The organism is Pseudomonas sp. 1176_21, assembly GCF_052850635.1.
Map to the genome: position 1 here is coordinate 1 of NZ_VXCV01000013.1, position 21,923 is coordinate 21,923.

Below are 21,923 nucleotides of genomic sequence, written 5' to 3' on the forward strand. Positions count from 1 at the left end.
GCGGCCGGGGCCTGTGCGGCAGCCTCGTCGGTGGCAGGCTGGGCCTGCTCGGCCGGTGCGCTGGCAGCCGGCGCTTCCTGGCTTTCGGCCACGGCCTGGTCTTCAGGCTCGTCCAGCGGGTGGATCTGGGTGGTACCATCGGCGCTCTCGACCTCGACGTGTTCCATGGCCAGGCTGGCCAGGTCCTTGCCGCGCAGGCTGGTCTGGTCCTGCCACCAGAAGAAGCCACCGCCGATCACCAGGATCAGCAGCAACAGGCTGACGATGCGCAGGATGTTGTGCGACAGGCGTACCGGCTCTTCGATACGCCCCAGCGCATGCACGTCGCTGCCCTGGGAATTGCTGCCGGTGGCCTGGTCGAAGGCCAGCACCAGTTCGGCCTGGTCCATCTCGAACAGCTTGGCGTAGGCACGGATATAGCCGCGGGCGAAGGTATGCCCTGGCAGCTTGTCGAACGCGCCGGTTTCAAGGTTGTTCAGGGAACTCACGGTCAGGTTGAGCTTGCGGGCCACTTCGGCCTGCGACAAGCCCTTGCTTTCACGGGCCTGACGCAAGGTCTCACCGGGATTCTGGCGAGTCGCTGCTGCTACTTCGGGATGCGCCGCTTTCATCATTGCTCCGACAGGTATTGCTGATATTCCGGCGTACCGGGATAAAGTCGTTGTAATTGCACGCCCAGTTCGGCGGCCTTGTCAGGTTCTTCGAATACAGTTGCCAGGCGCGAACCCAGCAGCAGGCTGCGGGGGCCGTGATCGCTCAGCTGGCTGAAACGATCGTAGTAGTCGCGCGCCGGCACATAATGCCTGTCTTCGTAAGACAACTCAGCCATTTCGAGCAACGCGCGCGGTTGCTGCTGGTTGAGCCGTAAAGCCTTTTGCAGGTGTTCACGCGCCTGCTCGCGCTGACCCAGCTTGATGGCGGTCAGGCCAAGGTTCTCGAAAACCCGGGAGCGTTCAGGATACAGGGTATCGGCCGCCGCTTGGCGAAACATCTGCTGCGCCTGGGCATAGCGCCCCTGCGCATACAGGAAACTGCCGAAATTGTTGCGAATACGGGGGTCGTCGGGGTTGGCAGCCAGGGCCTTGCGGTAATACCCCTCGGCCAGCGCCGGCTCGTCCTCGCGCTGGAACACCAGGGCCAGCGCGGCATTGGCTGCCGGGTCGCGAGCGTCCAGTTCAAGGGCCTTTTTCAGCGGCACCTTGGCGCGTTCGGTCAAACCTTGTTGCAAATAACCCAGGCCCAGCTGCACATAGGCCTGGCGTGCCTCTTCGCGCCCCTTGCCGCTTTGCAGCGGGTCGGAACTGCCGCTGCCGACGCAGCCGGCAAGCAGCGTCAGCAACAGGGTTGGCAGCGCGGCGCGCAGGCCCATGTCGGCCTCAGTTGCCCGCCGCGCCGGTTTGCGGCATATCGGCGTCGGCATTGAGCTGCCGTACCGCGATATAGCGCTCACTGCGGCGCGTGCGGTCCATCACCTGCCCCACCAGCTGACCACAGGCCGCGTCGATGTCCTCGCCACGGGTGGTGCGCACGGTAACGTTGTAGCCGGCCTGGTGCAGGTGGTCCTGGAAGCGGCGGATCGCGTTGTTGCTCGGACGCTCGTAGCCGGAGTGCGGGAACGGGTTGAACGGAATCAGGTTGATCTTGCACGGGATGTTCTTGAGCAGCTCGACCATCTCGACCGCGTGCTCGAGCTTGTCGTTGACGTCCTTGAGCAGGGTGTACTCGATGGTCAGCACACGCTTCTCGCCGAGTTCGGCCATGTAGCGCATGCACGACTCGAGCAGCATCTTGAGCGGGTACTTCTTGTTGATAGGCACCAGCTCGTTGCGCAGGGCATCGTTGGGTGCGTGCAGCGACAGCGCCAGGGACACGTCGATGTGCTTGGCCAGCTGGTCGATCATCGGCACCACGCCGGAGGTGGACAGGGTCACACGGCGCTTGGAAATGCCGTAGCCCAGGTCGTCCATCATCAGGTGCATGGCGGCGACCACGTTGTCGAAGTTGAGCAGCGGCTCACCCATGCCCATCATCACCACGTTGGTGATGGCGCGGTCGATGGTGGCGGGAATGCTGCCGAACGACTTGTTGGCAATCCACACCTGGCCGATCACTTCGGCGGCGGTGAGGTTGCTGTTGAATCCTTGCTTGCCGGTGGAGCAGAAACTGCAGTCCAGGGCGCAACCGGCCTGGGACGAGACACACAGGGTGCCACGCTTGCCCTGGGGGATGTACACGGTCTCGACGCAGCTGCCGGACGCCACGCGCACCACCCACTTGCGGGTGCCGTCGCTGGAGATGTCCTCGCTGACCACTTCGGGGCCGCGAATCTCGGCAACGGCCTTGAGCTTCTCGCGCAGGGCCTTGCCGACATTCGTCATGGCGTCGAAATCATCGACGCCAAAGTGGTGAATCCATTTCATTACCTGGCCGGCACGGAAACGCTTCTCCCCGATGGACTCGAAGAATTTTTCCATTTCCGGCTGGGTCAGGCCCAACAGGTTAGTTTTACCAGTCGATGTCGTCATGGATTCACCCTCACTCGTAAGCTGTCGCTTAGCGAGCGGTTACCTCGGTAGCTGCGAAGAAGTACGAGATTTCGCGAGCAGCAGCGGCTTCGGAGTCCGAACCGTGAACGGCGTTGGCGTCGATCGACTCGGCGAAGTCGGCACGGATGGTACCGGCAGCAGCTTCTTTAGGGTTGGTGGCGCCCATCAGCTCACGGTTCAGAGCGATGGCGTTTTCGCCTTCCAGAACCTGTACAACGACCGGGCCGGAGATCATGAAGGCAACCAGGTCACCGAAGAAGCCGCGCTCTTTGTGCTCGGCGTAGAAGCCTTCGGCTTCGGCTTTGGACAGTTGCTTGAGTTTCGAGGCAACGACGCGCAGGCCGGCTTTTTCGAAACGGGTGGTGATCTCGCCGATCACGTTCTTGGCAACGGCGTCAGGCTTGATGATGGAGAAAGTACGTTGAACAGCCATGGTGTAACTCCAGAAACAGTAAGTGAAGCGAAAAATTAAACCCGCGAATTATACGCGGGTTCCGGGGGATTGCCTAACCTGCCGAGTGCGCTCAGTCGGCTTCTTCGATCCAGGCGGCCTGAATGGCTTCAAGCACCTTCTCTCCGCCACGGTTCGGATCGTCGCTGAAGTCGGGCAGGGCCTGCACCCAGCGGCTCAGTTCGACGAAATTCACGTAGCGAGGATCGACTTCCGGCTTGCTTTCGGCAAGCTGAATTGCAATTTCAAGTACATCAACCCATTTCAGGCTCATGATGACTCCAACGGTCAGTGCGGCGCTTCAGCGGCGTGGTTGAGCGAGTATTTCGGGATCTCGACGGTCACGTCCTCGGTGCCGACCTTGGCCTGGCAGGTCAGGCGCGACGTGGGCTCCAGGCCCCAGGCGCGGTCGAGGTAGTCCTCTTCCAGCTCGTCGGCCTCGTTCAGCGAGTTGAAACCCTCGCGGATCACGCAGTGGCACGTGGTGCAGGCGCAGACGCCGCCGCAGGCGCTTTCGATCTCGATGTGGTTGTCATGGGCCACTTCAAGGATGGACTTACCGGTTTCGGCCTCCACCACCATTCCGTCCGGACAGAACTTCTCGTGGGGCAGAAAAATCACCTGCGGCATCAGTTATTCCTCGATCTCATTCAGGTTGCGCCCGGCCAAAGCGGCTTTTACCGTCGAATCAAGGCGACGGGCGGCAAAGGCATCGGTCACTTGCGACAGACGCTTGGTCTGCTGCTCGATGGCGGCGCCATCGGTACCGTTCATCAAATCACGCAAGTCTTGCATCTGTTGTTCGATCGCCAGGCGCTCTTCGGCGTCCAGCAGGCGCTCGCCATCGGCGTCCAGCGCGCCCTGCACCGCTTCGAGCAGACGCTCGGCGTCGACCTGGTGCTCGCGCAGCTGGCGCGCCACCTTGTCGTAGCCGGCATGTTCGAAGGAGTCCTTGAGCATGCGAGTGATCTCGCCGTCGGTCAGGCCGTAGGACGGCTTGACCTGAATGCTCGATTCCACACCCGAGCCCAGCTCGCGCGCCGAAACGCTGAGCAGGCCGTCGGCGTCGACCTGGAAGGTGACGCGAATCTTCGCCGCACCGGCCACCATGGCCGGAATGCCGCGCAGCTCGAAGCGCGCCAGGGAGCGGCAGTCGCTGATCAGCTCACGCTCGCCCTGCAGCACGTGGATCATCATGGCCGACTGGCCATCCTTGTACGTGGTGAATTCCTGGGCACGGGCAACCGGGATGGTGGTGTTGCGCGGGATCACCTTCTCCATCAACCCGCCCATGGTTTCCAGCCCCAGGGACAGCGGAATAACGTCGAGCAGCAGCAGTTCGCCGCCGTCGCGCTTGTTGCCGGCCAGGGTATCGGCCTGGATCGCGGCGCCGATGGCCACCACCTGATCGGGGTCGATCTCGGTCAGCGGGGTACGCCCGAACAGCGCGCCCACCGCCTCGCGCACACGCGGCACGCGAGTGGAACCACCGACCATGACCACGGCTTCGACTTCATCCAGCTCGATGCCACTGTCGCGCACGGCGCGGCGACAGGCCTTGAGGCTGCGCGCCACCATCGGTTCGATCAGCGCGTCGAAGCCGGCACGGGTCAACTCGCCCTGCCAGGCGCCATGGCTCACGGACACGACATCGCTGTTGGTCAACGCTTCCTTGGCCGCACAGGCAGCTTGCAGCAGTTGACGCTGGGTGCCGGGGTCGAGGTCGGCAGACAGGCCCGCCTGCTCGATGATCCAGCCGGCCACCGCATGGTCGAAGTCATCGCCGCCCAGGGCGCTGTCGCCGCCGGTGGCCATCACTTCGAACACACCGCCGGTCAGGCGCAGGATGGAAATGTCGAAGGTGCCGCCGCCCAGGTCATAGATGGCCACCACGCCTTCGGCGTTCTGGTCCAGGCCATAGGCCACAGCCGCAGCGGTCGGTTCGTTGAGCAGGCGCAGCACGTTCAGCCCGGCCAGGCGCGCAGCGTCCTTGGTGGCCTGGCGCTGAGCGTCGTCGAAGTACGCCGGCACGGTGATCACCGCGCCGACCAGCTCGCCACCCAGGGTGGCTTCGGCGCGCTGGCGCAGCACCTTGAGAATGTCGGCCGAGACTTCCACCGGGCTTTTCGGGCCCTGCACCGTGTCGATGAACGGCATGTGCGACTCGCCGCCGACAAAGCGGTAGGGCAGTTGCTCGCCCAGTTGCTTGACGTCGGCCAGGCCGCGCCCCATCAGGCGCTTGACCGACAGCACGGTGTTCAGCGGGTCGCTGGAGGCCGCGTCACGGGCACTGTAGCCCACGTCGACGTGGTTGGCGTGATAGCGCACCGCCGACGGCAGGATGACCCGGCCCTCGGCGTCTGGCAGCGGTTCGGAAATGCCGCTGCGCAATGCAGCGACCAGCGAATTGGTGGTGCCAAGGTCAATGCCCACGGCCAGGCGGCGCTGATGGGGCTGTGGCGTCTGACCGGGTTCGGCGATCTGCAGTAGGGCCATGCTTATCTGATACCAGGGGTGTCGCCAATGGCGCCACCGGGTTAATCGTCGAGGCGCTCTTCCAGCTGGCGCACTTCATAGGCGAGCTTGTCGAGGAACTGCATGCGGCGCATCAGGCGCTCGGCCTGTTCACGCTGCGCAGCATCCTCCCAGCAGGCGGCGAAGTCCTCGTTGAGTGCTTCCTGGGCGACCTTCAGGCGGCGCTTGAACGCGGCCACGCCATCGAGGTCGGCACTGTCCTGCAGGTCTTCGAGCTCTTCTCGCCATTGCATCTGCTGGAAGAGGAACTCGGGGTCGTGGACAGTGACTTCCTGCGGCACTTCGTGGCCCCCCATCGCCAACAGGTAGCGCGCCCGCTTGGGCGCACTCCTGAGGGTCTGGTAGGCGTCGTTGAGGCCGGCCGAGCGCTCCAGCGCCAGGCGCTGTTCACGCTCGGGGGCATCGGCGAAGCGGTCCGGGTGAACCTCGCGGGCCAGCTCGCGATAGCGCGCGGCCAGCTTGTCGAGGTCCAGGCGAAAGCCCGGCTGCAGGTCAAACAGGGCGAAATGACAAGGAGTACCCACGCGCAGCCTCAGACGTTGAAGCTTTCGCCGCAGCCACACTCACCGCGCACGTTGGGATTGTTGAACTTGAAGCCTTCGTTCAACCCTTCCTTGACGAAATCCAGTTCGGTTCCGTCCAGGTACACCAGGCTTTTCGGGTCGATGATCACCTTGACGCCGTGACTTTCGAACACCTGGTCCTCGCTATCCGGCGCGTCGACGAACTCCAGCACGTAGGCCAGGCCCGAGCAGCCGGTGGTGCGAACGCCCAGGCGAATGCCGTCACCCTTGCCGCGTCCTTCGAGGGACCGCCGCACGTGGTTGGCGGCGGCTTCTGTCATGCTGATAGCCATCGAGACTCCTTACCTGCAACAGGCGAACTTAGAGCAAACCTTTCTTCTGCTTGTAATCGCGCACGGCCGCCTTGATGGCGTCCTCGGCGAGTACCGAGCAGTGGATCTTCACCGGCGGCAACGCCAGTTCTTCGGCCAGCTGGGTGTTCTTGATGGTTTCGGCTTCGTCCAGGGTCTTGCCCTTCATCCACTCGGTAGCGAGGGAGCTTGAAGCGATGGCCGAACCACAGCCGTAGGTCTTGAACTTGGCATCTTCGATGACGCCCTGCTCGTTGACCTTGATCTGCAGGCGCATCACGTCGCCGCACGCCGGCGCGCCGACCATGCCGGTACCGACATCCGGGTCCTCGGCATTCATCTTGCCGACGTTGCGTGGGTTTTCGTAGTGGTCGATGACCTTTTCACTGTAAGCCATGGTGCTATTCCTTCCTCATCAGAGAGCCGCTCTTGCTGGCGACTACTTAGTGCGCAGCCCACTCGATCTTGGAGATGTCGACGCCGTCTTTGTACATATCCCACAGCGGCGACAATTCGCGCAGCTTGGTCACGGCCTCGCAGACCTTCTGCGCGGCGTAGTCGATTTCTTCTTCGGTGGTGAAGCGACCGAAGGTGAAGCGGATCGAGCTGTGCGCCAGTTCGTCGTTGCGGCCCAGGGCGCGCAGCACGTAGGACGGCTCGAGCGATGCCGAGGTGCACGCCGAACCCGAAGACACTGCCAGGTCCTTGAGGGCCATGATCAGCGACTCGCCTTCGACGTAGTTGAAGCTCAGGTTCAGGTTGTGCGGAATACGCGCGGTCATGCTGCCGTTGATGTACAGCTCTTCAAGGTTCTCGACCTGCTTGTAGAAGCGGTCGCTCAGGGCCTTGATGCGCAGGTTCTCGCTGGCCATCAGTTCCTTGGCGATGGCGAAGGCTTCGCCCATGCCGACGATCTGGTGGGTGGCCAGGGTGCCCGAACGCATGCCGCGCTCGTGACCGCCGCCGTGCATGGTGGCTTCAAGACGCACGCGCGGCTTGCGGCTGACGTACAACGCGCCGATGCCTTTGGGGCCGTAGGTCTTGTGCGCCGAGAACGACATCAGGTCGACCTTCAGCTTCTGCAGGTCGATCTCGACCTTGCCGGTGGACTGCGCGGCATCGACGTGGAACATGACGCCACGCGAGCGGGTCAGTTCGCCAATGGCGGCGATGTCGTTGATGGTGCCGATTTCGTTGTTCACATGCATGATCGACACCAGGATGGTGTCTTCACGCAGGGCTGCCTCGACCATGGCCGGGGTGATCAGGCCATCGGCGCCCGGCTCGATATAGGTGACTTCGAAGCCTTCACGCTCCAGCTGACGGGTGCTGTCCAGAACGGCCTTGTGCTCGATCTTGGAGGTGATCAGGTGCTTGCCCTTGGTGCCGTAGAAGTGCGCGACGCCCTTGATTGCCAGGTTGTCGGACTCGGTGGCGCCACTGGTCCAGACAATTTCCCGCGGGTCGGCGTTGACCAGGTCGGCGACCTGGCGGCGAGCGTTCTCGACCGCTTCTTCGGCTTTCCAGCCAAAGACGTGGGAGCGCGAGGCCGGGTTACCGAAGTTCCCGTCGACCAGCAGGCAATCGCTCATCTTCTGGGCGACACGTGGGTCGACCGGGGTGGTCGCGGAGTAATCGAGGTAGATCGGCAACTTCATTGAATATCTCCTATCAGGCGGGCTCATCGCGCAGTCGAAACGGTCATTCGACGGCGGATGTCTCAATCTTGTCCAGATGCGGTGTCCGGCCCGCCATGCGGCGCAGGTCCTGACGCTGGGCGACTTCTTGCACCTCACGGCGAGTAACAAGGTCAGCCAGGCTGATACCGCTCAGAAATTCGTGAATCTGCTGGCTGAGATCACACCACAAGTGGTGGGTCAGGCAGGTATCGCCAGCGTGGCAATCACCCAGGCCCTGGCAGCGTGTAGCGTCGACCGATTCGTTGACCGCATCGATCACCTGGGCTACCTGGATGCTTTCCATCACGCGCGACAGCTGGTAGCCGCCGCCTGGACCGCGCACACTGGAGACCAGACTGCTGCGACGCAGCTTGGCAAACAGCTGCTCCAGATAGGAAAGGGAGATGCCTTGGCGCTCGGAAATGTCGGCCAGGGACACCGGCCCGTTTTGCGCGTGCAACGCCAGGTCAAGCATGGCAGTCACGGCGTATCGGCCTTTTGTAGTCAGTCGCATGGCTATTTGGTACCACGGGAGTTACGGGATGTGTGCGAGTATGCGATTCCCGAGCATTTAAGTCAACTATAAGACCTACTGCTTTAGTCGGGATTGCGCCTGAGAGGCGGCGCAGAGTGTAGCAAAGTCGGGCGCGCCAGCGCACGCCCTTCTGTCAATGCGTCGACGCGTCGCTGCGGGCGTCGGCCTTCACATCCGCGAAGTCTTCGTCACGCAGGGCCGGCAGTTCCTTGGCGCAGTAGTCGCTGCCCAGGTTCTTGAGCGCACCGCACATGTCCTCCAGGCGCCCGTCCACCGCTTGCAGGTGGTCGAGCAACTGGCCGATGGCGCGGGCCACCGGGTCGGGCATGTCTTCGCTCACGCCGTAGGCGTCGAAGCCGATCTTCTCGGCCATGGCCTTGCGCCGGGCCTCCTGCTCGGCGTCGGACTTGACGATGATACGCCCCGGGATGCCCACCGCCGTGGCGCCGGCCGGCACCGCCTTGGTGACCACCGCATTGGAGCCGATCTTGGCCCCCGCGCCCACGGTGAACGGGCCCAGCACCTTGGCGCCGGCCCCCACCACCACGCCGTCCTCCAGGGTCGGGTGGCGCTTGCCCTTGTTCCAGCTGGTGCCGCCCAGGGTCACGCCCTGGTACAGGGTCACGTCATCGCCGATCTCGGCGGTTTCGCCGATCACGATGCCCATGCCGTGGTCGATGAAGAAGCGCCGGCCTACCTTTGCACCGGGGTGAATCTCGATGCCGGTCATCCAGCGACCGAAGTTGGACACCAGCCGCGCCAGCCACTTCCAGTCCCGTACCCACAGGGCATGCGCCGCGCGGTGCAGCCAGATCGCATGCATGCCCGGGTAGCAGGTCAGCACTTCAAAGGCATTGCGCGCCGCCGGGTCACGGTGGAAAACGCTTTGGATATCTTCACGCAGACGCTCGAACATTTACTGATCCTTCCGCTTGTGCGCATCGCCCCGGGCCGCTTTCTGGGTTTCGGTGAGGATGCCGCGCAAAATGCTTATTTCCGATCGACTCACCGCGCTGCGCCCGTACAGGCGACGCAAACGCGGCATCAGGTGCTTGGGCTTGGTCGGGTCGAGAAAGCCGATGTCCACCAGCGCGGACTCCAGGTGCTGGTAGAACAGCTCCATTTCGTCCATGGTCGCCAGCTCTGCGCTGCGCACCGAGGCCACTTCGACCTTCTCGACTTTCGACGCCTGCCCGTCGGCTGCCAGCCAGGCCATGCGCACTTCATAGGCCAGGACCTGGACCGCAGCCGCCAGATTCAGCGAACTGAAATCCGGGTTGGACGGGATATGCACGTGATAATGACATCGCTGCAGCTCGTCGTTGGTCAGGCCGGCATGTTCACGGCCGAACACCAGCGCCACCTCGGCACCCTCGCCTGCCTGCTCGACGACCTTGGCGCCGCATTCGCGCGGATCGAGCAGGGGCCACGGGATGCGCCGGTCGCGGGCACTGGTGCCCACCACCAGGGTGCAGCCCACCAGCGCATCCTCGAGCGTGGCCACCACCTCGGCACCCGCCAGCACGTCATCGGCGCCGGAGGCACGGGCACTGGCCTCGTGGGAAGGAAAGTCGTTCGGCTCGACCAGCACCAGGCGCGACAGGCCCATGTTTTTCATGGCGCGCGCAGCCCCGCCGATATTGCCGGGGTGACTGGTATTGACCAGGACGACACGAATTCTTGGCAGCACGGGCACGGCTCACAGACACGGAAGGAAGGGAGCAAATCTTACAGAAGCGACCGGCATTACGCTATGAAAGCAAATGTCGCCCTTCTTCGTTCAAAGTTTTCTGCTAGAATGTTCGGCTTTCTTTAACGACCCAGGTGAAACGTCCATGCAGCCCATGCTGAATATCGCGCTGCGCGCCGCCCGCAGCGCCAGTGAATTGATTTTCCGCTCCATCGAGCGCCTGGATACCATCAAGGTAGATGAGAAAGACGCCAAGGATTACGTCTCCGAAGTCGACCGCGCGGCGGAAAAAGTCATCGTCGACGCCCTGCGCAAGGCGTACCCGAACCACTCCATCTACGGTGAAGAAACCGGCCTGCACGCTGGCAACGGCGAAGAAGGCAAGGACTACCTGTGGGTCATCGACCCGCTCGACGGTACCACCAACTTCCTGCGTGGCGTCCCTCACTTTGCCGTGAGCATCGCGTGCAAGTACCGCGGTCGCCTGGAACACGCCGTGGTCCTCGACCCGGTACGCCAGGAAGAATTCACCGCCAGCCGTGGCCGTGGCGCCCAGCTCAATGGTCGCCGCCTGCGCGTCAGCGGTCGCACCAGCCTGGACGGCGCCCTGCTGGGTACCGGCTTCCCGTTCCGTGACAACCAGATGGATGGCCTGGACAACTACCTGGGCATGTTCCGTGCCCTGGTCGGCCAGACCGCCGGCATCCGCCGCGCCGGCGCCGCGAGCCTGGACCTGGCCTACGTGGCCGCCGGCCGCTTCGATGCGTTCTGGGAGTCGGGCCTGAGCGAGTGGGACATGGCTGCAGGCGCACTGCTGATCCAGGAAGCGGGCGGCCTGGTGAGCGACTTCACCGGTGGTCATGACTTCCTCGAGAAGGGCCACATCGTTGCCGGCAACATCAAGTGCTTCAAGGCGGTGTTGACGGCGATCCAGCCGCACCTGCCGGCTTCGCTGAAGCGCTGAGTTTCAGCCGGGCAATAAGAAAGCACCCTTCGGGGTGCTTTTTTGTGGCTGGCTTTCGGGCCTCTTCACCGGCAAGGCCGGCGCCTACAGGTTGCGCATGGCTTTGTAGGAGCCCGCCTTGCCGGCGAAAGGGTCATCACTGCCCAGGCTGCGCCTGCGTCAGTACCAGCTTGCCATTCTCGTCCAGCGGGATCTGCGAACCCGGGTCGCGCTCCATGCGCACCTGCCCGGCCTTGTCGCCAATCGAATACTTCACGTCGTACCCTACCACCTTCTCGCTCAGGTCATTGACCGTGTTGCAGCGGGTTTGCGTGGTGGTGTAGGTATCGCGGTTCTGCATGCCTTCCTGCACCTTGTTGCCGGCATAGCCACCACCGACGGCACCGGCCACGGTCGCGATCTTCTTGCCATTGCCGCCGCCGATCTGGTTACCCAGCAACCCACCCGCCACGGCGCCCAGCACGGTACCGGCGATCTGGTGCTGATCCTTCACCGGCGCCTGACGGGTCACCGTGACATCCTTGCAGACTTCCCGTGGCGTCTTGACGGTCTGCTTGACCGGCTGCACCGACGTCACCTGCGCGTATTGCGGCCCGCCCTTGACCAAGCTGTAGGTAGCCACGGCACCTCCGGCAGTGACACCGACAGCACCCAGCACCGCACCCACCAGCATTGACTTGTTCACGTGAACCTCCTGATTTACCTGCGGGAACACGCCCGCGCTTCTCCCAGCCTTGGAGCATAAAAAAAGGCGCGAGTTCAATACTCGCGCCTTCTTGTACCGCTCAGGACAGTGGCAAAAAGCCTTATGGACGCTCGTCCACACCCTCGGTTTTCACCGGCGGGATCAGGTCTTCACTGTTCAGGTTCAGCCAGATCAGCACCACGTTGGCGATGTAGATCGACGAGTAGGTACCGGCCATTACACCGATGAACAGTGCCAGCGAGAAGCCCCACAGGTTGTCACCACCGAAGAACAGCAGTGCCGCGATCGCCAGCAAGGTGGACACCGAGGTGGCCACGGTACGCAGCAGGGTCTGGGTGGTCGAGACGTTGATGTTCTCGATCAGCGAAGCCTTGCGCATCACGCGGAAGTTTTCCCGTACCCGGTCGAACACCACGATGGTGTCGTTGAGCGAGTAGCCGATGATCGCCAGCACCGCCGCCAGCACCGTCAGGTCGAAGGTGATCTGGAAGAACGACAGGATGCCCATGGTCACGATCACGTCGTGCACCAGCGACAGGATGGCGCCCACCGCAAACTTCCACTGGAAGCGGAAGGCCAGGTAGACCAGGATGCCGCCCAGCGCCAGCAGCATGCCCAGGCCGCCCTGGTCACGCAGTTCCTCGCCCACCTGCGGGCCGACGAACTCGACACGCTTGACCGTGGCCGGGTTGTCGGTGCTGATCTTCTGCAGTGCCTCGGCCACCTTGTTGCCCAGCATCGGGTCGTCGCCCGGCATGCGCACCAGCAGGTCGGTGGTAGCACCGAAGCTCTGCACCACGGCATCGTGGAAGCCGGACCTGACCAGCTCTTCACGAACCTCGCCAAGGTTGGCCGGGCGCTCGTAGGTCAGCTCGATGAGCGTACCGCCAGTGAAGTCCAGGCCGAAGTTGAGCCCTTTGTAGAACCAGCTGAACAGTGCCAGCACAGTCAGCAGCAGGGTGACGCCGAACGCGACGTTCCGCACACCCATGAAGTTAATGGTACGTAACATGGCAGCCCCTTATACCCACAACTTCTTGATATCCCGCCCACCGCAGGTCAGGTTGACCATTGCGCGGGTGACCATGACGGCCGTGAACATCGAGGTGAAAATCCCGAGGGACATGGTAACCGCGAAGCCCTTGACCGGACCGGTACCCATGGCGAACAGGATGCCGCCCACCAGCAGGGTGGTCAGGTTGGCATCGACGATCGCGGTGTAGGCACGGTTGAAGCCTTCGTGGATAGCGCGCTGCACCGACATGCCATTGGCCAGTTCTTCACGTATGCGCGAGAAGATCAGTACGTTGGCGTCGACCGCCATACCCATGGTCAGCACGATACCGGCAATGCCCGGCAGGGTCAGCGTAGCCCCCAGCAGCGACATCAGCGCCAGCAGCAGCACCATGTTGCCCGCCAGGGCGATGGTGGCGATCAGGCCGAAGGCACGGTAGATGGCCATGATGAACAGCGACACGAACAGCATGCCCCACAGCGATGCATCGATACCCTTGGTGATGTTGTCGGCACCCAGGCTCGGGCCAATGGTACGTTCTTCGGCGAAGTACATCGGCGCCGCCAGACCACCGGCACGCAGCAGCAGGGCCAGCTCGGACGACTCACCCTGGCCGTTCAGGCCGGTGATGCGGAACTGGCTGCCCAGCGGCGACTGGATGGTCGCCAGGCTGATGATGCGCTTCTCTTCCACGAACGACTGCACCGGCACGTCTTTCTCGACACCGTCGACCATCTGCTTGACGTAGCGGGTAACCGGACGCTGTTCGATGAAGATCACCGCCATGCTGCGCCCGACGTTGCTGCGCGTGGCGCGGCTCATCAGCTCGCCGCCGTGGCCATCCAGGCGGATGTTCACCTGCGGGCGACCCTGCTCGTCGAAGCTGGCCTGGGCGTCGGTGACCTGGTCACCGGTGATGATCAGGCCACGCTCGACCGCTGCCGGTGGGCGACCGCCCTCACGGAACTCGAAGGTCTCGGTAGTGGCCTTGGACGCACCCGGCTCGGCACCCAGACGGAACTCCAGGTTCGCGGTCTTGCCCAGGATACGCTTGGCTTCGGCGGTGTCCTGCACGCCTGGCAGCTCGACCACGATGCGGTTGGCACCCTGGCGCTGAACCAGTGGCTCGGCCACACCCAGTTCGTTGACGCGGTTACGTACCGTGGTCAGGTTCTGCTTGATCGAGTATTCACGGATTTCCGCGACCTTGGCCGGGGTAATCGCCAGACGCAGCACCGACAGGCCGTTACGCTCGGTGGTGGTCAGCTCGAAATCGTTGAAATTCTTGCGGATCAGGCTGCGAGCCTGTTCGCGGGACTGGTCATCGGAGAAGCCCAGTTGAATGCCGCCATCTTGCTGCGGCAGGCTGCGGTAGCGCACACGCTCCTTGCGCAGCAGGCTTTTGACTTCGCCTTCGTACACCTTCAGACGTGCCGCCATGGCCTTGTCCATGTCCACTTCAAGCAGGAAGTGCACACCACCGGACAGGTCCAGGCCCAGCTTCATCGGGCTTGCACCCAGGTTGCGCAGCCATTGCGGAGTGGTCGGGGCCAGGTTCAGTGCAACGACGTAGTCGTCACCCAGCGCCTTGCGCACAACGTCCTTGGCAGGCAGTTGGTCGTCCTGTTTGGCCAGACGCACCAGTGCGCCCTTGCCCTTCTCGCCCAGGCTTGCACCCTTGACCGCGATACCGGCGTCGGCCAGTGCCTTGGTGGCACGGTCCAGGTCGGCCTGGCTGACCTGCAGCGCCGTGCTGGCACCGCTGACCTGAATAGCCGCATCGTCAGGGTAGAGGTTGGGAGCGGAATAAATAAAACCGATCGCCAGTACCGCCAGGATCAGTGCGTATTTCCATAGAGGATATTTGTTCAGCATCACGCCGCCCGTTCAAGACGCGGGGCGCCTTGCGCGCCCCGTCGATTGTAGAAAATCTGAAACTTAGATCGCTTTGAGCGTGCCCTTGGGCAGGGTCGCGGCAATAGCACCCTTCTGGAACTTCAGTTCCACGGTGTCGGACACTTCCAGCACCACGAAGTCATCGGCCACTTTGACGATCTTGCCGGCAATACCGCCGTTGGTGACAACTTCGTCACCTTTCTGCAGGTTGCTCAGCAGGTTCTTCTGCTCTTTGGCGCGCTTGGCCTGTGGACGCCAGATCATCAGGTAGAAGATGACCAGGAAGCCGACCAGGAAAATCCACTCGAAGCCGGTACCGGCTGGGCCGGCGGCAGCTGCCGGGGCTGCTGCGTCCGCGTAAGCGGCAGGAATCAGAAAGCTCATTTAGCACTCCAAGTTGCAAGTTGTTGTACGTGTGTCAGGTTCGACAGAACATCAATCCAAGGGCGGCACAGGCAGCCCGCGCTTGGCGTAAAAGGCATCGACAAAGACGGCCAATGTACCCTGTTGAATAGCCTCGCGCAAACCAGCCATCAGGCGCTGGTAATGACGCAAGTTGTGGATGGTATTCAACATGCTGCCCAACATTTCGCCGCATTTATCCAGGTGATGCAGATAAGCGCGGGAGAAGTTCTGGCAGGTGTAGCAGTCACAGGTCGGATCCAGTGGCGAATCATCATGGCGATGGAACGCGTTACGGATTTTAAGCACGCCGGTATCGACAAACAGATGACCGTTGCGCGCATTGCGCGTGGGCATCACGCAATCGAACATGTCGACGCCGCGGCGCACACCCTCAACGAGATCTTCCGGCTTGCCTACCCCCATAAGGTAACGAGGTTTGTCAGCCGGCATCATGCCCGGCAGGTAGTCCAGCACCTTGATCATCTCGTGCTTGGGCTCGCCCACCGACAGCCCGCCAATGGCCAGGCCGTCGAAGCCGATCTTGTCCAGGCCCTCCAGCGAACGCTCGCGCAGGTTGCGGTGCATGCCGCCCTGCACGATGCCGAACAGCGCCGCGGTGCTGTCGCCGTGGGCGTTCTTGGAGCGCTGGGCCCAGCGCAGCGACAGCTCCATGGAGATGCGCGCCACATCTTCATCGGCCGGGTACGGGGTGCACTCGTCGAAAATCATCACCACGTCCGAGCCCAGGTCGCGCTGCACCTGCATCGACTCTTCCGGGCCCATGAACACCTTGGAGCCGTCCACCGGGGAGGCGAAGGTCACGCCCTCCTCCTTGATCTTGCGCATCGCGCCCAGGCTGAACACCTGGAAGCCGCCGGAGTCGGTGAGGATCGGGCCCTGCCACTTCATGAAGTCGTGCAGGTCGCCGTGGGCCTTGATCACCTCGGTGCCCGGGCGCAGCCACAGGTGGAAGGTGTTGCCCAGGATCATCTGCGCGCCGATGGCCTCGATGTCGCGTGGCAGCATGCCCTTGACCGTGCCATAGGTGCCCACCGGCATGAAGGCCGGGGTTTCGACCACGCCCCGGGGGAATGTCAGGCGGCCGCGACGGGCCTTGCCGTCGGTGGCCAGCAACTCGAAGGACATACGACAGGTGCGACTCATGCTTGATCCTCGGGCCCGCGTGGCGCCGGATTGCGGGTGATGAACATGGCATCACCGTAACTGAAGAAGCGGTAGCCGTTTTCCACCGCTGCGGCGTAGGCAGCCATGGTCTCGGGGTAACCGGCGAAGGCCGAAACCAGCATCAGCAGCGTGGATTCGGGCAAATGGAAGTTGGTCACCAGGGCGTCAACCACGTGGAACGGGCGGCCCGGGAAAATAAAGATGTCGGTATCGCCGCTGAACGGCTTGAGCGTACCGTCGCGCGCCGCGCTTTCCAGCGAGCGCACGCTGGTGGTGCCGACCGCGATCACCCGCCCGCCACGCGCCCGGCATTCGGCCACGGCGTCCACCACGTCCTGGCCCACTTCGAGCCACTCTTTATGCATGTGGTGATCTTCGATGCGCTCCACGCGCACCGGCTGGAAGGTGCCGGCGCCCACGTGCAGGGTGACGAAGGCGGTACTCACGCCCTTTTCGGCGATCTTGCCCATCAGCTCTTCATCGAAGTGCAGGCCGGCGGTGGGCGCGGCCACGGCGCCGGAGCGCTGCGCATAGACCGTCTGATAGCGCTCGCGGTCGGCGCCTTCGTCGGGGCGGTCTATATAAGGAGGCAACGGCATGTGGCCGACGCGGTCGAGCAGTGGCAGCACCTCTTCGGTGAAGCGCAGCTCGAACAGCGCGTCGTGGCGCGCGACCATCTCGGCTTCGCCGCCGCCGTCGATCAGCAGCTGGGTGCCTGGCTTGGGCGACTTGCTCGAGCGCACGTGGGCGAGCACGCGATGGCTGTCGAGCACGCGCTCGATGAGGATCTCCAGCTTGCCGCCGGAGGCCTTCTGGCCGAACAGTCGGGCCGGGATCACCCGGGTGTTGTTGAACACCATCAGATCGCCCGGGCGCAGGTGCTCGAGCAGGTCGGTGAACTGGCGATGCGCGAGCGCGCCGGTGGGCCCGTCGAGGGTCAACAGCCGGCTGCTGCGCCGTTCGGCCAGTGGATGGCGGGCGATCAGGGAATCTGGAAGCTCAAAGGAGAAATCGGCGACGCGCATGATGGTGATCGGTTTGACAGGGCCGCAAAGTTTAGCGGAAAGCGGCAAAATTGACCATGAAAGCTGATTGACCAACGGTAGGCGCCTCACTATACTTCGCCGCCACAAGCCCTGATGGCGGAATTGGTAGACGCGGCGGATTCAAAATCCGTTTTCGAAAGGAGTGGGAGTTCGAGTCTCCCTCGGGGCACCATACAAATCCTTGTAAATCAAGGACTTAGAGAAGGGGTAGAAAGAAATTTCTACCCCTTTTTCTATCCAGAAAATCTGTTCTTCTCAAACCCATTTCCCTCGGAAAATGCGGCCCCAAAGCGTTACACCACGCGAAGCCAAGATCATACAAACCCACAAAAGGCAATAGATTTTATGGGTATTCAAGAACCTTCGCGTCTCCGGCAAGGTCGTTTTTTGTGGTTGAACGTGTTCAAGCATGAAAATTGAGCACGGGTCTAACCCTAACTTTTAATTTTTGACAGCTACAATCCAACCCTACATATATTTTCAATCTACCATTGACACAATATTTCGTTGCATTAAGCCATTATTTGACTGTCATCGAAATTAAAAGACCGAACAAATCAAGCATTCAACAATGCTTGGCAACTGTATAGCAGGCATTGAAAAGGCCACCTTGAAAGGCAGCCTGATAGTTATCGACCATTATACGAACGCGGTCTATCTTCTCTTCATCGACCTCAAATCAACAAAAACACTGATGTGCTTTATTGTCGTTTACACATTTCAAAAAACAGTGCCATCATCCAAGGCAGACTTCAACTCGCTCTTGTAATTACTCTTATTGAAACTGTCGACTTTCTTGTAAGTATTCAGCTTTTCAGGAGAGCGATATTGCGTATCACTTGCGAACGATTGAAAGGTGTCATCGTCAACCATTCTTATATGCATTTGAAGCTCCCTTGAATCATAGCCATAAAACTCAACAAAACCGGGAATTTGACTTTGACGTGCAACCATCAACGCTTCTTTGACTGGCTTGTCATAGAGATAAAATGTAGCAGTCACCATAATGGCACCCCCGGATTCAGTATTGTTCTTACCGAATTGGGGATTCACATAAGGGGTGAACACGACCCCACCATCCATAGCCTTGGTTTGTCCTAGCCATTTACGTTCTTTAATCGCACTGATTGTCTTATTGATAGGTCCAGAATACTCAACGCTTCTTCTGTCTTTATCAAGCTCGACGTGTTCAAAGGTTTCTGCTGATGCTGTGCACGCAAAAGCGGCAACCAACGATGCCAGCACAAAGCTTTTAATTTTTTCCATCTTTTCCTTATCCATTCAGTTGAATCGCGAGAGCCAAGTCTTGCCACCAAGGCAAAATGCTATCACCATTTGAGTGATAGTTAAACGCCATCATTCCAACATCGAGAGGACGTAATATATTTAAGACTGGAACTTGTATGCGAGTTCTTCAAGTGCTTTCCTTCGCAATACCTGTCAACAGTCATCCGCAACAAACCCTCTGCTTTATGACCTACCCATGAAATGATGACAAGGTTTTTTACATCTGCACGCTCTAATGTAGCAATTACGGTTTTTCGTATGCGGTGGAAAACACATCGCTTATCACAGCCCAACTCTGTTTTGGATGTGCTTACCGAATGGCTTCCAAACCCATTACTATTTCGATGTACATAGCCGTCCAACGACGACTACGCAACACCCATAAAGCCCGCTGACTGCGGGCTTTTTAGTCTCTGGGGTTTCATCCCCTTCCCTGGCAAGTCAACGCTTCAGCGCCAACAATCCAATTGCCCCTGCGCACGAGCGCTGAAGATCGTCAGCAGCTCGCCCAGTGTATGCGGTGGCGGTTCGGCAGCGCGGGTCACCGCGTACAGGGTGATCGGCAACGCTGGAGCCAGGGGGCGAATGGCGATGGCCCCAGGCGACGCGCTGAGGGCGGTGAAGGGATCGATCACCGCCAGCCCTGCACCGGATTCGACCATCGCCCTGGCCAGTGAATAGGTTTGCACCGCGATGCTCACCCGTGGCGGCGGCTCTACCGCCTCGAGATAGCTGTCGAGGCGGGCCGACAGCGGATCGGCACTGGACAGCCCGATCAGCGGCGCGTCGGCCAGGGCCTGCAGCGGCAGCGGCTGGCCTTCTTCCTCCTGGGGCCAGTAACCGGCCGGCGCCAACGCCACCAACACCCCACTGGCCAGCGCCTGGGCATTGAGCCCCGGGTGATCGGGTAGTTGCAGGGTCAGGGCGACATCGATTTCGCGCATCAGCAGGTTCTGCACCAGCTCGCGGCTATGGGCACTGGACAGCTCGCAGGCGATCTCCGGATAACGTTGCGTCCATTCATGAATGGCCGGCGGCAACAACGACAGGGCCAGTGCCGGGGTCGCGCCGATCCGCAGGCTGTGGCCCGGCTCGCGGCGCAGGCTCTGGGCCAGGCGTCGCACCCCTTGCAGGCTTTCGGTGACCTTGTCGACCTCACGCTCCAGCTCCAGCGCTTCCGGGGTGGCCTGGAGTTTGCCGCGCACCCGTAGAAACAACGGGAAACCCAGATGCTGCTCAGCGTGTTGCAGCACTTTGGTCACGGCGGGTTGGGAGACGTGCAGTAACTGCGCGGCAGCGCTGACCGACCCGGTCTGACGGATGGCCTGGAAGATCTCGATGTGGCGAAGGCGCATGGCGAGTCCATAACCTTTGTTTATGGGATGACCATCTTTATTCATTGTTCGGCGCCTGTCACCTGGCTCTAACCTCGGTCTCGTCTCAACCACGGCTAAGGAATGACATGGCTCAGCGTGTATGCATCATCGGCGGCGGCGTCATTGGCCTGGCAACGGCTTACGCACTGGTGCGCGATGGCGTTGAGGTGACCCTGGTCGAGGCGCGGGATTCGCTGGGCAGTGAAACCAGTTTTGCCAATGGCGGCCAGTTGTCCTATCGCTACGTGGCGCCCCTGGCCGATGCCGGCGTGCCATTGCAGGCCATCGGCTGGATGCTGCGCGGTGACTCACCGTTGAAGCTGCGCCCCCGCCTGGACCCGGCGCAGTGGCGCTGGATGGCGTCCTTTCTGGGGGCCTGCCGCTCCTCCGTCAACCGCACCAATGCAGCCCACCTGCTGCGCCTGGCGTTGTTCAGCCAGGCCACCCTGCAGGCCTGGCGCGAGGACGATGCCCTGGACGGTTTCCACTGGCGGCGCAATGGCAAGCTGGTGACCTTTCGCAACACCGCGAGCTTCGAGCACGCCCGCCACAGGCTGGCCGCCCCCCAGCAACAGCAGGTGCTGTCGTCTGCCGACTGCGCCCGCCTGGACCCGGCGCTGGCCGATGCCCCCTTTGTTGGCGCGATCTACACCCCCGATGAAGAGGTCGGTGACTGCCACGGCTTCTGCCAGCTACTGGCGGCGCGTTTGCGGGCCTCGGGCCGTTGCGAGTTCCGCCTGGGCCAGGCCGTGACCGGTATTCGCCAGGCCAATGGCATGGTGAGCGCAATCGAACTGGGGGATGAAGTGCTGCCAGTGGAGCATCTGGTGATTGCCGCCGGCCATCGCAGCCCACTGCTGACGTTGCCAGGGGTGCACCTGCCCCTGTACCCGCTCAAGGGCTATAGCCTCACCGTGCCGATCGGCGCCCACCACTGGGCCCCGGACCTGAGCATCACTGACTATGACCGCAAGATCGTCTACGCCCGCATCGGCGAGCAACTGCGGGTAGCGGCCATGGTCGACATCGTCGGCTTTGAACAGGCGCTGGACCCCAAGCGGCTGGCCCTGATCAAGCGCCAGGCGCGTGACACCTTCGCCAATGCCGGCGACTACGAGCAGGCCATCGAGTGGGCCGGTATGCGCCCGGCGACCCCTAGCGGCGTGCCGCTGCTGGGCGCAACGGCGTATCGCAACCTGTGGCTCAACCTCGGCCATGGTGCCCTGGGCTTCACCCTGGCCTGCGGCAGTGCGCAGTTGCTCGGCGAGCTGATCGGCCAGCGCCGCCCCTCCATTGATCTGCAGGGCTTTGCGCCCCGTGTGGCCTGAAATTACCCAAGAGAAGGACTATCCGATGACCATCAGCCGCATCCAGCCCAATCCACGCTTGTCCGCTGCCGTGACCTTTGGCGACCTGGTGTTTCTCTCCGGCCAAGTACCGGGTGATGCCACCGACGCCGCTGGCCAGACTCGCCAGGTGCTGGCAAAAATCGACGCGCTGTTGGCCGAGGCGGGCAGCGACAAGGATCACCTGCTCAGCGCGACCATTTACCTGAAGGACATTGGTGAGGATTTCGCGGCGATGAACTACGTATGGTCGGACTGGTTGTCGCCTGACCAGGCACCGAGTCGCACGACCTTGCAGGCCGAGCTGGCCCGCCCGCAGGTGCGAGTCGAAATCAGCGTTATCGCGGCCCGCCGCTAAGCAATCCATCACCCACAACGGAGAATAAC

General features: G+C 61.9%; 25 protein-coding genes and 1 tRNA gene. 4 read left to right on the top strand and 22 right to left on the bottom strand.

Annotation, left to right across the window (positions count from 1 at the left end):
- The 14 genes from FW760_RS22830 to trmJ form a co-directional block, all read right to left on the bottom strand.
- Positions 1 to 611: helix-turn-helix domain-containing protein (locus tag FW760_RS22830; protein ID WP_446444013.1), on the bottom strand; the 611-nt coding region annotated here is incomplete at its 3' end.
- Positions 611 to 1,369 (bottom strand): type IV pilus biogenesis/stability protein PilW, encoded by a 759-nt coding sequence (gene pilW, locus FW760_RS22835; RefSeq protein WP_043864471.1) that lies wholly within the window; start codon positions 1,367 to 1,369, stop codon positions 611 to 613. The genes pilW and FW760_RS22830, both read right to left, overlap by 1 nt.
- A gap of 7 nt (positions 1,370 to 1,376) precedes the next feature.
- Positions 1,377 to 2,525: a 23S rRNA (adenine(2503)-C(2))-methyltransferase RlmN gene (gene rlmN, locus FW760_RS22840; protein ID WP_054916603.1), complete on the bottom strand. Its 1,149-nt coding sequence runs from the start codon at positions 2,523 to 2,525 to the stop codon at positions 1,377 to 1,379.
- A gap of 28 nt (positions 2,526 to 2,553) precedes the next feature.
- Entirely contained in the window at positions 2,554 to 2,979 is a 426-nt protein-coding gene (gene ndk / locus FW760_RS22845) for a nucleoside-diphosphate kinase (protein WP_043864469.1), read from the bottom strand.
- Between the two features lie 91 nt (positions 2,980 to 3,070).
- A complete protein-coding gene (gene iscX / locus FW760_RS22850; protein WP_043864468.1) occupies positions 3,071 to 3,271 on the bottom strand; it encodes a Fe-S cluster assembly protein IscX in 201 nt (66 codons plus the stop codon).
- Between the two features lie 14 nt (positions 3,272 to 3,285).
- Complete coding sequence (gene fdx / locus FW760_RS22855; protein ID WP_043864467.1) at positions 3,286 to 3,627, bottom strand: ISC system 2Fe-2S type ferredoxin; 342 nt, start codon at positions 3,625 to 3,627, stop codon at positions 3,286 to 3,288.
- Between the two features lie 3 nt (positions 3,628 to 3,630).
- Positions 3,631 to 5,493 (bottom strand): Fe-S protein assembly chaperone HscA, encoded by a 1,863-nt coding sequence (gene hscA, locus FW760_RS22860; protein WP_043864466.1) that lies wholly within the window; start codon positions 5,491 to 5,493, stop codon positions 3,631 to 3,633.
- A gap of 41 nt (positions 5,494 to 5,534) precedes the next feature.
- A complete protein-coding gene (gene hscB / locus FW760_RS22865; RefSeq protein WP_043864465.1) occupies positions 5,535 to 6,056 on the bottom strand; it encodes a co-chaperone HscB in 522 nt (173 codons plus the stop codon).
- Positions 6,057 to 6,064: 8 nt separating this feature from the next.
- A complete protein-coding gene (gene iscA, locus FW760_RS22870) occupies positions 6,065 to 6,388 on the bottom strand; it encodes an iron-sulfur cluster assembly protein IscA (protein ID WP_043864464.1) in 324 nt (107 codons plus the stop codon).
- 28 nt (positions 6,389 to 6,416) lie between these two features.
- Positions 6,417 to 6,803 carry a Fe-S cluster assembly scaffold IscU gene (iscU, locus tag FW760_RS22875; RefSeq protein ID WP_002552476.1) on the bottom strand — a complete coding sequence of 129 codons (387 nt, stop codon included), beginning with the start codon at positions 6,801 to 6,803 and terminating at the stop codon, positions 6,417 to 6,419.
- Between the two features lie 46 nt (positions 6,804 to 6,849).
- Positions 6,850 to 8,064 (bottom strand): IscS subfamily cysteine desulfurase, encoded by a 1,215-nt coding sequence (locus FW760_RS22880; protein ID WP_043864463.1) that lies wholly within the window; start codon positions 8,062 to 8,064, stop codon positions 6,850 to 6,852.
- Positions 8,065 to 8,107: 43 nt separating this feature from the next.
- The gene (gene iscR, locus FW760_RS22885; RefSeq protein ID WP_043864462.1) at positions 8,108 to 8,599 is read right to left on the bottom strand and encodes a Fe-S cluster assembly transcriptional regulator IscR; all 492 of its coding nucleotides are present in this window, start codon (positions 8,597 to 8,599) and stop codon (positions 8,108 to 8,110) included.
- Positions 8,600 to 8,753: 154 nt separating this feature from the next.
- Positions 8,754 to 9,536, bottom strand: a complete 783-nt coding sequence (gene cysE / locus FW760_RS22890) for a serine O-acetyltransferase (protein WP_054916605.1) — start codon at positions 9,534 to 9,536, stop codon at positions 8,754 to 8,756.
- A complete protein-coding gene (gene trmJ / locus FW760_RS22895; protein ID WP_043864460.1) occupies positions 9,537 to 10,310 on the bottom strand; it encodes a tRNA (cytosine(32)/uridine(32)-2'-O)-methyltransferase TrmJ in 774 nt (257 codons plus the stop codon). It lies immediately after the preceding gene.
- A 145-nt stretch (positions 10,311 to 10,455) separates the two neighbouring features.
- On the opposite strand from trmJ, the gene suhB reads away from it, so the two are divergent.
- A complete protein-coding gene (gene suhB, locus FW760_RS22900; protein WP_043864459.1) occupies positions 10,456 to 11,274 on the top strand; it encodes a type III secretion system regulator SuhB in 819 nt (272 codons plus the stop codon).
- 136 nt (positions 11,275 to 11,410) lie between these two features.
- Here suhB and FW760_RS22905 read toward each other — a convergent pair whose 3' ends face one another.
- The 6 genes from FW760_RS22905 to queA all read right to left on the bottom strand — a co-directional run bounded on the left by FW760_RS22905 (position 11,411) and on the right by queA (position 17,506).
- On the bottom strand, positions 11,411 to 11,959 hold the full coding sequence (locus FW760_RS22905; protein ID WP_043864458.1) for a glycine zipper 2TM domain-containing protein: 549 nt from the start codon (positions 11,957 to 11,959) through the stop codon (positions 11,411 to 11,413).
- A gap of 121 nt (positions 11,960 to 12,080) precedes the next feature.
- Positions 12,081 to 12,992 carry a protein translocase subunit SecF gene (secF, locus tag FW760_RS22910; protein ID WP_043864457.1) on the bottom strand — a complete coding sequence of 304 codons (912 nt, stop codon included), beginning with the start codon at positions 12,990 to 12,992 and terminating at the stop codon, positions 12,081 to 12,083.
- A gap of 9 nt (positions 12,993 to 13,001) precedes the next feature.
- Entirely contained in the window at positions 13,002 to 14,870 is a 1,869-nt protein-coding gene (gene secD / locus FW760_RS22915; protein WP_054916607.1) for a protein translocase subunit SecD, read from the bottom strand.
- A 63-nt stretch (positions 14,871 to 14,933) separates the two neighbouring features.
- Positions 14,934 to 15,275, bottom strand: a complete 342-nt coding sequence (gene yajC, locus FW760_RS22920) for a preprotein translocase subunit YajC (protein ID WP_043864455.1) — start codon at positions 15,273 to 15,275, stop codon at positions 14,934 to 14,936.
- Between the two features lie 51 nt (positions 15,276 to 15,326).
- Positions 15,327 to 16,442 (bottom strand): tRNA guanosine(34) transglycosylase Tgt, encoded by a 1,116-nt coding sequence (gene tgt, locus FW760_RS22925; protein ID WP_446444029.1) that lies wholly within the window; start codon positions 16,440 to 16,442, stop codon positions 15,327 to 15,329.
- 14 nt (positions 16,443 to 16,456) lie between these two features.
- The gene (gene queA, locus FW760_RS22930) at positions 16,457 to 17,506 is read right to left on the bottom strand and encodes a tRNA preQ1(34) S-adenosylmethionine ribosyltransferase-isomerase QueA (RefSeq protein ID WP_043864453.1); all 1,050 of its coding nucleotides are present in this window, start codon (positions 17,504 to 17,506) and stop codon (positions 16,457 to 16,459) included.
- A gap of 108 nt (positions 17,507 to 17,614) precedes the next feature.
- On the opposite strand from queA, the gene FW760_RS22935 reads away from it, so the two are divergent.
- Positions 17,615 to 17,699: transfer RNA gene (locus FW760_RS22935), tRNA-Leu, on the top strand.
- Positions 17,700 to 18,247: 548 nt separating this feature from the next.
- Here FW760_RS22935 and FW760_RS22940 read toward each other — a convergent pair.
- Together FW760_RS22940 and FW760_RS22945 are read right to left on the bottom strand one after the other, a co-directional pair.
- A complete protein-coding gene (locus FW760_RS22940) occupies positions 18,248 to 18,808 on the bottom strand; it encodes a hypothetical protein (RefSeq protein ID WP_143516664.1) in 561 nt (186 codons plus the stop codon).
- 455 nt (positions 18,809 to 19,263) lie between these two features.
- Entirely contained in the window at positions 19,264 to 20,169 is a 906-nt protein-coding gene (locus tag FW760_RS22945; protein WP_116052903.1) for a LysR substrate-binding domain-containing protein, read from the bottom strand.
- 107 nt (positions 20,170 to 20,276) lie between these two features.
- Between FW760_RS22945 and FW760_RS22950 the strand changes: the two genes are divergently transcribed.
- Both FW760_RS22950 and FW760_RS22955 read left to right on the top strand, forming a co-directional pair.
- The gene (locus FW760_RS22950; RefSeq protein ID WP_116052900.1) at positions 20,277 to 21,518 is read left to right on the top strand and encodes a D-amino acid dehydrogenase; all 1,242 of its coding nucleotides are present in this window, start codon (positions 20,277 to 20,279) and stop codon (positions 21,516 to 21,518) included.
- 25 nt (positions 21,519 to 21,543) lie between these two features.
- Positions 21,544 to 21,894 carry a RidA family protein gene (locus FW760_RS22955; RefSeq protein ID WP_116052897.1) on the top strand — a complete coding sequence of 117 codons (351 nt, stop codon included), beginning with the start codon at positions 21,544 to 21,546 and terminating at the stop codon, positions 21,892 to 21,894.
- Positions 21,895 to 21,923: the final 29 nt, after the last annotated feature.